Source organism: Arthrobacter sp. NPDC056886, assembly GCF_042788715.1.
Taxonomy (GTDB): Bacteria; Actinomycetota; Actinomycetes; order Actinomycetales; family Micrococcaceae; genus Arthrobacter.
Genome location: NZ_JBHUBT010000008.1, coordinates 174,702 through 186,077, shown reverse-complemented (window position 1 = coordinate 186,077; position 11,376 = coordinate 174,702). Strand labels below are relative to the sequence as shown.

Here is an 11,376-nt window from a genome sequence, read left to right as displayed (position 1 = left end):
TTAGCTGTGCGAATGGGGTGCGGACGGGGAGAGGCTGTTGTACGAGCCAAGGGCAGGACTGAAGTCGGCAACTGCCTCTTCGCCGGGCCCGTAGTTGATGACGAATTCAGGGTCGACTCCACGTTCCGTCCATTTCTCGCGGAGCGAGTCGATATCCCAGAGCATGTCCACGGTCGGCGGGTGTCCCGGTGGTACATACTCTGTTTCAAGCTGCGTCGCGCAACCCGGGCAGTAAAATTCGAGGATCCGGCAGAAGGCGGGGTCGGGAGCAAACGTGAATTCGTACTTTTCCGGGTCCAATATCGACTGGTGGATTTCCCGCGGGTCCCGGTCATAGACCAGGGTTCCCTCCTTGTAGTTGCCTCTCGCGTCCCCGAGATCATGGCTGCACACCCTGCAGGTCCACCGCTCAGTGTCAAGATCGATGATCAGATATTCCGTCATTGGAATCCGCATAGCTTGTCTCACCTGTCTTCTTGCAATAGTTGGGTCATGATCATTTCTGGATGATGTCGGTGAGCATGAGGTCACCGGAATCAGTCACGTCAAGCCTCCAGCCCTGCGGCACGCGGGACGTGAAGTAAGGGCCCTCGACGATGGCCGGCCCGGTGGCTGATGCGCCGGCGGCTTGACTCTCCAGTTCGAATACCGGGACGTCTTCCACCTTGTCGGCGGCGTAGCGGACCTTTCGCGTGGAGGTGGGGACCGCGGGTGTTCGGGCCGTAGATGCGGCTCGCCGGATAGAGGCGTGCGGCAGTTCGAAGCGGGCCGTCAGTGTCAGCATGGTGTTGTCTTCGCCCGCGTCGGGCCGTGGGTCCGATTCCAGGTGCGCCAGCTCTGAAATCAGCTGGCCATCGCTGTCTTCAAGAACCACGTTCCATTCGAGCCGGCATTCGCCGATGTCATGGCCTTCCTGGAACATGTCCCTAGCCGCCCGGGCCAACAACGACTCCTTGGCTACGCCGAACGCTTCGGCATCCATTCCGGTCACATTGGCCTCGTAGGTCTGCGCAATGTCAGAGAAGCCAATTCCGAAGGCTGAGAAGACAGCGGCCATCTTGGGTACTAGGACACGGCGAACACCGGCCATCCGTGCCGCGCCGCAGGCGCTCATGGGGCCAGCGCCTCCGAAGGCGGCAACTGTTGTGGTGTCCGCATCCTCGATGTCGGCCGCAAAGGACTGTGCCATGCGTTGGAAGTAGGCAGTCTCCATTCGCATCAAGGCGTCACCTAGCGATATCCCCAAAGGTTCAGCGATGACTTCAGTGATAACGGCACGGGAGCGCGCGGCATCGAGGCTGAACCCTCCGCCGAGGTAGGTGTCCGGATCCAGGACTCCCAGAAGCAGGTTTACGTCCGTGATAGTGGCCTGCTTCCCGCCAAAACCAAAACAGGCGGGACCCGGCGCAGCTCCGACGCTCTCGGGGCCGACAGTAATGACTCCGTCGCGAAGCGCAATGATTGAGCTGCCGCCCACACCGCTGGAATGGACGTTACTCATCTCAAACGAGATCGGAACACCCCGGATGGAGCCTCTGCGATCCGTTGAGATTGTCGAGTTCTTTACTGAGCCGACATCAGTAGTGGTGCCTCCGACGTCGATCATGAGAACGTGCGCAAGCCCGTACGCTTCCGACAGCGCCTTCGTTCCTTCCAACCCGCCGCGGGGACCGGAAGAGTATGTCTTCAACGCCACAGACTTAGCCACGCGTGAGGAAGCTCCGTCATTGCGGTAGATCAGGAGCGGGTTCTTCACCTTGTGATCCCGCAGCCGGTGCTCGGCGCTATAGAGGAACCGCTCCATGGTCGGGTGCAGGAAGGAGTTGATGATTCCGGACCATACACGGCGGCCCTGGACGACGTCAGGTGTGAACTCCCAGGAGAAAAGAATGGGCACGGACCCCAACAGATGCCGGGGGAATTTCCGTAGCAGAACGCCCTTGACGACCTTCTCCGTGCTCTTGTCCCCCATGGCAATCACAAGTCGGGCCGCGCCATCGGTCGTCAGCCGCTTGACCTGCTTGACGATATCCCGCGATAGCTGTTCGAGGGGCTGCTGAGCGTTGATGACTGCAACGCGGGTGCCAACGAGGTCTTCGAACAGCTCAGCACCTCCATCACCGGCGCTGAGTTCTTCAGTGAGGGAATCGCTGTCGGTGAGGATTCCGATCCGGGGACCCTTGCGTTCTACGAGCGCGTTTGTTCCTTGAGTCGTTGAGTACCGGATATGTCGGGTTGAGTGCAGAAGGCTCGGAAGATCTTCCTCTCCGAAGATCTGTTCTGATGCCTTGGCCATGCCGTCGAAGAGGCATTGAGAGAGGTCAAAAGGTGTGGTGAGCGTTTTCGCGAACGTAAAACTTTCACCGTCCCAGACACAGATATCGGTCAGCGTCCCACCGTTATCGACAGTAATGAGCCGTTCCATTGATACTCCTTTGTATGTTGAGGCGCGGGGATACGATCGGTGAAGCCCGCAGCATGCGGCTGTGATTTCGGCCACATCGGGGACTGAACTCAGTCTCGCTCCAGGTGCGGTGTGGCTGGCTACTACCTTGCCGGGTGGAATATCCGGGACATGGGTGGGCCACCCGGGTGGGCGCTGGACTGGTTGGGCGCGCGCGAGCACTTAAGTTGGGCCCTCAGCGCGCGTGGTTTCTGCTCCGCGGCCGCCTCCCCACGCTGATCGACTCGAAGCGGAATCGACACCCGTTACTTCGACGGCGCCACAGCGCTCGGCCCAGCACTCTGTCCGTGGTGGGATTCACCGAACAGGCCAGATTGGCAACAATGCGACGGCGGACCGTTGCCATCAAAGTGAAGGATTCTGGCGACCAATGACCGGTTTGGATACGTGCAGAATGTACAGGCATATGCACTGCCCAGCATCGCGAACTCAGCAGCGGGAAACACCGCGGAACCGGGGAGCCTCGTTCCAGTCAGGAGCGCAATACCGGCCTGGTTGTGGCGTTTGCCTTCGACCACCTTTGCGGTCGTAGTCGGCCTGGGACGGGTGCTGGTGCATGGTGCCGAACGCAGATGGTCAGGATGCGGGCGCAGATCCTGAGGCCAATGCGGGCATTTAAGTCATGACCTGGTGAAGAGGGTCGGCCCTCCACGAGGTTTCGGCCCTGCCGTTATTTTCATAGCGCAAGCGACGGAGTGCTAGCAGCTGTTCTGTAAGTTTCAGTAACACGATCCGGCTGTGGCGGCGCGGACGACCGCGACGGTCTGCTCCCCCGGCACCGCGACCTTTGCTATTCGTGTGGATTGTCAATACTTAGAGGTCTTTGTAGGCGTCGGTTGCGGAAGGAGACGTGTTTCGCTTTCCGTGGTCGGTCCCCGGACCACGGTGTTTCTCCCGCCCGAGGGGCCCATGGCCTACTTCACTGTCGGGGCTCAGGTGCAGTCTGCACGTCAGGCTCAATGCTCCACGCCGCTCTGTGCAATGCGCTTGCCAGCCGACCGCGCGCGCGAGCCAGCCTACGCCGACTGTGTCCGCTGCTTGGTGGCCCTACAACAGGAGCATTCGGCAACGCGCTGCGGCCTTCATGCGTCATTGTGTTGATGACAGCGCAGGCCATCATGATCGAAAATTCCATATCCACTTCTTGTCGTTAATATGCATCGAAAATATGCACCGAATTTGGAGTACTTCTGGAGATGAAGCGTTTACGACTGAGAACGCAGACGTTGCGGTCCGTAGAACTTCCGGACCATAGGTGGTTCACCAATCCTGATGTTCGAGGGTCGTCCCGAAGGGCACGGTATCGCTGAGCGCGACCGTGAAGGAATCGTGGGCGTATCTCGTGACAAGAATTCCCTGGCGCTTCTCCCGCATTGCTCTGGCCTTGGCAATGGCCACGGCTTCGTCGAGCTGGTGGTCCATACTCGCGCGGTCTCTGGCGATGACCTTCATGCTGAGGTCAAGGGCGGTTGTCATGGTTCTATCCCTTCTCATTTTCTTGATTGTTGGCCTCGGCATCGAGCCGTGAGGGCCGGACCCTGTTGAGGACTGTCCTCAGTTTCATTCCAAAGGCGGTGTGGCATGCTACTACCCTGCCGGGTGAACTATTTGCGACATTTGTCGGCCACCCGGGTGGGCAACGGATTCGCAGGTCGCTTCGTGTCTGCCCATACCGCAGGACGCCGAATCCCGCTCGAACGGTATCGTCCTGTGGATGAGCTGGCTCGGGTCTAGACGTGTCAGTCTCGCTGTAGCGGAACGGCTGAACCGTCGTCGGTGGCCGTCCACGGGGATGAGTATGCAGACCCGAGCGCACAGGCTTCCCGGCTGGTCAAGTGGCGTGCAGGTTTCGTGCCCAGCAGCAGAAGGAGCTTGCACGCCTCTTCCAGTTCAATCGCGGCATCGACGGCGGCAGCCATGGTCAAACCGGACGTGATCGAGCCGTGGTTCTGCAGGAGAACCGCACCGAACGGGAATCCAAGGTTCTCGATGATTCCCGCCTGCGACGAATCACCTGGCGCCGCGTAGGGAATGAGCGGAGTCTGTCCCACCCGCATCACGAAGTATGGCGTGACAGGCGGGAGCGCGCTCATCGTGCTCCAGGGCTCGAGACAAGATACCCCCACCGCATAAGTCGAGTGCAGGTGCACAATTGCCCTCGTCTCCACATTGCGCCGGTACATGGCGCGGTGGAAGGGGTACTCCTTCGACGCCTTCGGTCCGCTGAGAAGCTTGCCCTCGAAGTCGAGCACCGACAGTTGCTGCACGTGGAGGCTCGCGAGATCGCTGCCTGTCGGAGACATCACGATGGTGTCGCCGACGCGCACGCTGAGATTCCCGGACGAACCAGGGCTGAGTCCGAGCGCGGTGAGCTGGCGCCCCGCCGCGACGAGGTCATCGATGACGGTCATGCCAGCACCGCCCAGGCCGATGTAAACATGTCTTCGGCTCCGAAGTTCCCTGACTTGAGGGCGACGTTCACCGGCACGCCGTCGGCCGTGCGGCCGGCACTCCACGCCACGCCAGGAGCGATCGCGGCGCCAATCGTGATGCTGTCGATGCCGAGTTCGGAGACTACGCGTCCCGACGTCTCACCGCCCGCCACAATGAGCCGGCGCGCACCGAGCCGCACGAGTCCGGCCGCGATGGCGGCGAGTGCCTGCTCCACAAGCTCGCTCGTGCCAGCTGGAACGTTCTCAGTATCCGCGAGCGAATCGACGGAGTAGAAAAGGGGCGTCGCATCCGCCCGATCCTCGTAAACCCCGGCCGCCCAATCGAGCAGCGATGCGATCTCGGCATCGAAACCGTCCCGCAGGGCGTGCAAGTCGAGTTTGCGCCACGGCACGCTCTGCTTCGCGTGGGCCACCTGCGCGCGTGTCGCCTGCGACGCACTGCCGCACAGGGTCGCTCTGTATCCGTCGGCGACTCGGATGTCCCGGGCGTCTGCGGAACCAGCGTCGTGTTCGTATCCCCGCGCTAAACCCGAGCCGCCGGTGACCACGCGAAGGCCGTTCGTCGCCTCAGCGATGGTGGTGAGGTCGCATTCGGAGATGGCGTCGACGACGAGAAGCGTGCGCCCCGCGCCGGGCACAACGCGATCGCGCAAGGCAACGGCCCCCGCCCGGACGACGTCGAGAGGAACCAATCCCACGTGGTTGACCGACTGCAGCGAGAGCATCCGGGGAACGCTCGAGTCGAGCATCGGCGTGAGTGGATGGTGACGCATTGAGCTCTCGCTTAACAAGTCACTCCCAACGAAAAGGTGCCCCCGGTATACGGTGCGCGCTGCCTGCGGGAAGGAGGGAACAACCACGGTGGCGGCCTCATCCAGTTCGGCCAGCACAGCGTCTATGACCGGCCCGATGTTACCCGTCGGCGTCGAGTCAAAGGTCGAGCAGTACTTCACGTAAATCCGTTGTGCACCGATTGACTCAAGGTACCGCAGCGACAGCAGGCTCTCGCTGACAGCCTGCTCGACCGGAGCGGTGCGCGTCTTGAGGGCGACCACAACCACATCTATCGCAGGATCGTCTTGCGTGCCTGGCCGGACTGGGTCGGGAGCCCCAAAGATGACGGTCGTGCGGAACCCTTGTGCAACGAAGTTCGTAGCCAAGTCCGTTGCTCCGGTGAAATCATCGGCTATGCAACCCCATTGAGGCATTATTGGTCCTATCTATTGAGTGTCCAAGTTTCGTGCCAGCGGTTAATGCAGCGGCACGTCGCGACTACTTGTCCGAGCAGCGAAACGTGGTTTGTCCTTCGCCCGTACCCGCGGTCTCTCCTAGAGCACAGCGGGTACGGGCGTTCAACGCTGGAGGGTTTACTCAGCGACCTGGACCAGGCTCGCGCTCGGCGCGAAACCCGATTCCTCGATCTTGGCTTCCTCACCCCGAAGGGGGCGGTTAGCCGTCTCGGGCGACAGCAGCACACTGATGACGCAGATCACTGCGACGACGATGATGTACACGGAGACCATCCAGGCCGACCCGCCGGCTGCCGCGACGAGGCCGCCGGCGATGAGCGACGCGGGGCCGCTGGAGATCACAGAGCCGATGTTCGTCGAAACTGCTAGCGCGGTGTAACGCGTGCGAGACGGGAAAAGCTCGGCGAAGTACGACGTGTGTACCGAGTACATCGCTGAGTAGCCGACGCAGAACCCGATGATCAGAGCCAACGAGATGAGAACCGGGTTGGCTGTCTCGATGAGCCAGAAGAACGGGAATGCGAACGCGATGAGGAACAGTGCGCCAAAAAGCAAGACGGGGCGACGCCCGACGCGGTCGGAGAGTGTTCCCCAGAAGTACTGCGACGGGACACTGAGAACCGCGGCGACCGTGGAGCCGATGAGAACGGAGGTGCGATCGACGTGAAGCTGACCAGTCGCGAACGCAACGACGAACGTGAAGCAGATAATCGCGAACACACCCTCGATGAGCTTCATGCCCACCACGCGCAGAACAGACGGGAAGTCGTGACGGAACAGGCTTGCGAGCGGGTTCTTCACGATCTCGTTGTTCTCCTGCATCTTGGTGAAGCTCGGCGTCTCGCCGATCTGCTTCCGGATGATGAGTCCGATGATGATCAGAAAGACGCTCACGAAGAACGGCACGCGCCAGCCCCATGAGAGGAATTGGTCCTCAGGCAGGAGGGATACGAGTGCGAACGCCGCAGTGGAGAGTGCGATGCCGGTTCCGTTTCCCAGCTGCGGGAACGTGCCAAACTTGCCGCGCTTGTTGTCGGGGGAGAACTCGATCGCGACCAGGGTAGCTCCGCCCCATTCCCCGCCGGTGGCGAAGCCTTGCAGCAGTCGACAAACGACAAGGAGGACCGGTGCCCAGATGCCGATCTGCTCGGCCGTTGGCAAGCAGCCGACGAGGAATGTGCCCGACCCCATCATCAGGAGCGTCGCGATCAGCGTCTTCTTGCGCCCGATCCGGTCGCCGAGGTACCCGAAGAAGATGGCCCCAAAGGGCCTGGCGACGAACCCCGTTCCGAAGACTGCGAACGCCGAGAGGACGCCCACGAGCGGGTCCGCACCCGGGAAGAAGAGTGGGGCGAAGACCAGTGCCGATGCTGCGCTGAAGACGAAGAAGTCGTACCACTCGATCGCCGTTCCGACGAAGCTCCCCCAACCGACTCGTCGCAGTTCTGCCCTTGAGATTGCCGTTGCTGTTGCTGTTGCTGTTGCTGTAGATGCTGATTCGTGCATCGGTTTGGCCTTTCAGATCGCCTTTGATTGCCTGTGGGGGTCCTTTTGATTCCCGCGGGGGCTGCAATTCCCGTTGCCGGCTGAACGAGCTCCCCGTTGAGTCGGGCTTCAGTATCCAACAGCATAATATAGTTTAGGGGAACTGCATATAGTATGCTGTTGGATACTGAAGCGGCTTATCGACACAAAAGCAACCCGAGCCGCAACCACGAGACAAAGGAGCGCGGGATGGCAATCATGTATACAGGGGGCGCGGGAAGAGTAGGTACGGTCATCCGTGCCGGCCTGGAAGGTCAAGACGCCGACGTTCGCCTGCTGGTCATGGAGCCTGGAACCGAATTGTTGAAGGGTGAGACCGAGTTCGTCGGTGACCTCTCCAACCTCGATCTCCTCACCGAGCTGTGCAATGGCGTCGAAACGATCGTCCACCTGGGCGGAATCGCCGACGAACGTTCGTTCGAGATGATCCTCGAGAACAACATCGTCGGAACGTACAACCTGTTCGAGGCTGCGCGACGCGCGAACGTGCGTCGCGTCGTCTTCGCGAGTTCAAATCACGCGACCGGCTTCTACCCGTCGGACACCACGATCGACAATGAAGTCCTTCCTCGGCCTGACTCGTATTACGGTGTGTCGAAGGCCTTTGGCGAGACGCTCGGTCGTCTGTACCACGACAAGTGGGGCCTCGAGGTCGTGAATTTGCGCATCGGCAGCTTCCGCGATACGCCTGGAGAGGCGCGACAGTTGAGCACCTGGCTCAGCTACCGCGATGCAATCTCGCTCATGCAGCGATCGATCGACGCGCCCGACGTCGGGTACCAGATCGTCTATGGTGTTTCCGCCAATACCCGCGCTTTTTGGGAGAACGAGGCGGGAATGAAGGCGCTGGGATGGCAGCCACTCGACAACGCCGAGGCGTGGGCCGATCAATTCGCGGGACAGGCCGTTCCGGGGCACCAAGGTGGAGGGTACGTCGATCCCGACTACACCGGAGGCCTCTGGTGAGACGCGGGGCGTGACCGACGTTCCCTTCGCCCACCTGCACAAAGCCGTTGGCCGGTTCCGCCGGCCCCTATGACGCAGCCATCTAGAAACCTGAGGAGTATCTCCATGTACGACGCCCATCCCCTCGCACACGGATTCCCGATCAAGAGCGCCTTCCACGGCGGCTTCGGCTGGAGCAGCGTGCACCTGTTCCGCTCGGGAGATCGAGTCGTAATCGTCGACACCGGTTCGCCGACACACGGCGGAATGGTGCGGGCCAACCTCGCGGAGCTCGGCCTCACCGCTGCCGATGTGACGGATGTTCTGCTGACTCACCTGCACTGGGACCACGTCGGCAACATTGGGATGTTTCCCGAGGCGACAATAACGGTGCACCAGGTGGAGTACGACTGGGCGACGAACCACCCCGAGCCGGACGCGGTCTTCCTCTCGAAGCCGTACCTCGACTACGTGGTCGCGACGGACCAGCCCAAGAACTTCCTCACGGGGATGGACGAAGGTGGAGAACTCCTCCCTGGCATCTCCTGGTTCCCGACGCCGGGGCACACGCCCGGTCACATCGCGTTCCAGGTCGCCACAACCGAGGGCGGCGTACTCCTCTCCGGCGACTCGGTAAAGAACCGAGTCGAGTTGTTCACCGGTGTTCCTGACCTGTCGATGGATCTTGAAGCGAGCCAACGCAGCATCGACACGGTCCGCGGCATCCTGTTGGCGGACAGTTCGATCAGCCTGCTTCCCGGACACGACAATCGGCTCCGGATGGTCGACGGCGAGGTCATCGACGAAGGCCCCGCGCTCCGTGAGATCTTTACGGTGAACTTCGACGGCAAGGCAGGTCCTGTCGAAGTCGAGCTGAACGCGAACGGCACGCTCACCCACATCGCCTAGCGGCACGACGAAGCGTCCGTGCCTGGGACCAAATTCCCGGGCACGGACGCTTTTTGGTGTCCGCGAGGTCAGTCGACAATGAAGGAGGTAGTGACCACCCCGTCGATCCCTGCCGTCACGATATCCCCGTGGGCGAGAGCAGCGATGCCTGCCGGCGTGCCGGTGAAGATGAGGTCGCCGGCCGTCAGCGTGATGGTCCGTGACAGAGCGGCGATGACTTCAGGGACGCTCCAGATCTGGTCCGCGAGATCGCCTTGCTGACGCAGCTCGCCGTTGACCTCGAGGTAGATCCGTCCGGTGGCCGGGTGGCCGATCTGCGATGCGGGGACGATCGCCGAGCTTGGGCCCGAGGCGTCGAAGCCCTTTGCCAAGTCCCAAGGCCGGCGCATCCGCTTCGCGACAGCCTGGGCGTCGCGTCGGGTCAAATCGAACCCGAGCGCGTAGCCCCAGACGTGTTCGAGGGCGGTGTCCGCGGAGATGTCTTTCCCCCCGACACCGATGGCCACGACGAGCTCGACCTCGTGATGCAGCTCGGACGTCAGGGGAGGATACGGAACGCGCCCAGGCCCGAGGCCGTCGAGTGGAAGCCCCTCGTCGAGGGCGTACACGGCGTCGGTCGGCTTCGAAAAGAAGAACGGCGGCTCCCGATCAGGGTTGGCACCCATCTCGCGAGCGTGGTCGCCGTAGTTTCGGCCGACGCAGTACGCGCGCCGGACGGGGAAGCGTTCATCGGATCCCACGATCGGGAGTCCAGGATGCGCAGGTACGACGGGAATGACTGTCATGAGTTCTCTCCAAGCTGTGCTGATGCCTCGCCCTGGTCGAGAAATGCCGCTGCGGCGAGGAGCAGCGGCACGGAAGCAATGGTGGTGACGACGTAGGTGGTGAGAGCACGGTTACCGCCTGGCAGCGAACCAGCGCTCCGGCACTTTACGACTGCGAGCCGGCGGGCAGCTGCAGCCCCTCGGCGACGTAAGCGTTTCGCGCCAGCTGTCCGATGAGAAACGCGTGGAGGGCGTGGGCCCCGGCCGAAGCAGCACCGGCCGAGGTGACAGCGACGGAGAAGTCGGTGTAGGCCTGCACAGCTTCCGGCAGCGGCCCGACGACGGCGACGCCTGGAACGAAGCGGAGCTCGCTGACCTGCTGGATGGCAAGATCGGCGCGGCCGTCGATCACAGCCTCTCCTGTGAACCCCTTCTCCAGGATGGTGGCCTTCGCGTTGACCTCATCGGCGATGCCGAGCTTCTCGATCAGAGAGGAAAAGTAGATCCCGCTCTGGCCGGTGCGCGAGTACGCGACCGAGCGGGCCCCAAGGAGCGCCGCGGTGAGATCAACAACCGTCGCGATCTGAGGTGCCTCCGCCCCTTCGGCCACGCCAATGCCGATGCCCGTCCGGACGAGCGGCGCAATCGATCCCTCGAGGAGGGTGCCCGCGGGCAAGCCGCTGAGGGAACTTGTAGTGGAGATGATGACCTCAGGCAGCTCGCCGGCATCAATGCGCTGCATGAGCACCGTCGTCGGGTCGAACACAGCATCTACGGTCCGCTCCCCCTCGGCGGTAAAGGCCGGGATCACGGTGGCGTCAAGGGCGCCACGGACGACAAGAGCGCTCCAGAGGGGCACGACGGTGGGGTCGGATGAAGTGGTCATGGTTTGTCCTTAAGGGTCTCGGGGCCCGCACTGTCGACTCAGACCGCGCAGGTAATTCATCGTTGAGCTTTCCAAGATTTCCTAGAGAGGCGGCCATCTCGGAACTTTTACGCGCTTCACTATAGTATCCCGCTAGGGCTCCAGACTATAGTATTCTAGA

At 61.9% G+C, this 11,376-nt stretch carries 10 protein-coding genes; 2 read left to right on the top strand and 8 right to left on the bottom strand.

The genetic code is table 11. The features are described from left to right. The 6 genes from ACFRJ8_RS15330 to ACFRJ8_RS15305 form a co-directional block, all read right to left on the bottom strand. Window positions 1-456, bottom strand: a complete 456-nt coding sequence (locus tag ACFRJ8_RS15330) for an acetone carboxylase subunit gamma (RefSeq protein WP_377987010.1) — start codon at window positions 454-456, stop codon at window positions 1-3. A gap of 40 nt (window positions 457-496) precedes the next feature. Then, on the bottom strand, window positions 497-2,425 hold the full coding sequence (locus ACFRJ8_RS15325; RefSeq protein WP_377987009.1) for a hydantoinase/oxoprolinase family protein: 1,929 nt from the start codon (window positions 2,423-2,425) through the stop codon (window positions 497-499). Between the two features lie 1,299 nt (window positions 2,426-3,724). Beyond that, a complete protein-coding gene (locus ACFRJ8_RS15320; RefSeq protein WP_377987008.1) occupies window positions 3,725-3,940 on the bottom strand; it encodes a hypothetical protein in 216 nt (71 codons plus the stop codon). A 263-nt stretch (window positions 3,941-4,203) separates the two neighbouring features. Next, the gene (locus tag ACFRJ8_RS15315) at window positions 4,204-4,875 is read right to left on the bottom strand and encodes a class II aldolase/adducin family protein (RefSeq protein ID WP_377987007.1); all 672 of its coding nucleotides are present in this window, start codon (window positions 4,873-4,875) and stop codon (window positions 4,204-4,206) included. Continuing rightward, window positions 4,872-6,125: a 3-oxo-tetronate kinase gene (gene otnK, locus ACFRJ8_RS15310; protein ID WP_377987006.1), complete on the bottom strand. Its 1,254-nt coding sequence runs from the start codon at window positions 6,123-6,125 to the stop codon at window positions 4,872-4,874. The genes ACFRJ8_RS15315 and otnK overlap by 4 nt, the downstream gene beginning before the upstream one ends. A 159-nt stretch (window positions 6,126-6,284) precedes the next feature. After that, entirely contained in the window at window positions 6,285-7,673 is a 1,389-nt protein-coding gene (locus ACFRJ8_RS15305; protein ID WP_377987005.1) for an MFS transporter, read from the bottom strand. Between the two features lie 228 nt (window positions 7,674-7,901). Between ACFRJ8_RS15305 and ACFRJ8_RS15300 the strand changes: the two genes are divergently transcribed. Then, window positions 7,902-8,678, top strand: a complete 777-nt coding sequence (locus ACFRJ8_RS15300; protein ID WP_377987004.1) for an NAD-dependent epimerase/dehydratase family protein — start codon at window positions 7,902-7,904, stop codon at window positions 8,676-8,678. 105 nt (window positions 8,679-8,783) lie between these two features. After that, window positions 8,784-9,566, top strand: coding sequence for an MBL fold metallo-hydrolase (locus tag ACFRJ8_RS15295; RefSeq protein ID WP_377987003.1), 783 nt, complete (start codon window positions 8,784-8,786; stop codon window positions 9,564-9,566). A gap of 68 nt (window positions 9,567-9,634) precedes the next feature. Here ACFRJ8_RS15295 and ACFRJ8_RS15290 read toward each other — a convergent pair whose 3' ends face one another. Together ACFRJ8_RS15290 and ACFRJ8_RS15285 are read right to left on the bottom strand one after the other, a co-directional pair. Then, window positions 9,635-10,351: a fumarylacetoacetate hydrolase family protein gene (locus tag ACFRJ8_RS15290; RefSeq protein ID WP_377987002.1), complete on the bottom strand. Its 717-nt coding sequence runs from the start codon at window positions 10,349-10,351 to the stop codon at window positions 9,635-9,637. A 145-nt stretch (window positions 10,352-10,496) separates the two neighbouring features. Beyond that, window positions 10,497-11,216 (bottom strand): substrate-binding domain-containing protein, encoded by a 720-nt coding sequence (locus tag ACFRJ8_RS15285; RefSeq protein WP_377987001.1) that lies wholly within the window; start codon window positions 11,214-11,216, stop codon window positions 10,497-10,499. Window positions 11,217-11,376: the final 160 nt, after the last annotated feature.

Bases quoted from the DNA above. Each gene is read 5' to 3' on its own strand.
- ACFRJ8_RS15295 (WP_377987003.1), top strand. From the start codon at position 8,784: ATGTACGACGCCCATCCCCTCGCACACGGATTCCCGATCAAGAGCGCC.
- ACFRJ8_RS15305 (WP_377987005.1), bottom strand. From the start codon at position 7,673: ATGCACGAATCAGCATCTACAGCAACAGCAACAGCAACAGCAACGGCA.
- ACFRJ8_RS15325 (WP_377987009.1), bottom strand. From the start codon at position 2,425: ATGGAACGGCTCATTACTGTCGATAACGGTGGGACGCTGACCGATATC.
- ACFRJ8_RS15285 (WP_377987001.1), bottom strand. From the start codon at position 11,216: ATGACCACTTCATCCGACCCCACCGTCGTGCCCCTCTGGAGCGCTCTT.
- ACFRJ8_RS15315 (WP_377987007.1), bottom strand. From the start codon at position 4,875: ATGACCGTCATCGATGACCTCGTCGCGGCGGGGCGCCAGCTCACCGCG.
- ACFRJ8_RS15320 (WP_377987008.1), bottom strand. From the start codon at position 3,940: ATGACAACCGCCCTTGACCTCAGCATGAAGGTCATCGCCAGAGACCGC.
- ACFRJ8_RS15330 (WP_377987010.1), bottom strand. From the start codon at position 456: ATGCGGATTCCAATGACGGAATATCTGATCATCGATCTTGACACTGAG.
- ACFRJ8_RS15300 (WP_377987004.1), top strand. From the start codon at position 7,902: ATGGCAATCATGTATACAGGGGGCGCGGGAAGAGTAGGTACGGTCATC.
- otnK (WP_377987006.1), bottom strand. From the start codon at position 6,125: ATGCCTCAATGGGGTTGCATAGCCGATGATTTCACCGGAGCAACGGAC.
- ACFRJ8_RS15290 (WP_377987002.1), bottom strand. From the start codon at position 10,351: ATGACAGTCATTCCCGTCGTACCTGCGCATCCTGGACTCCCGATCGTG.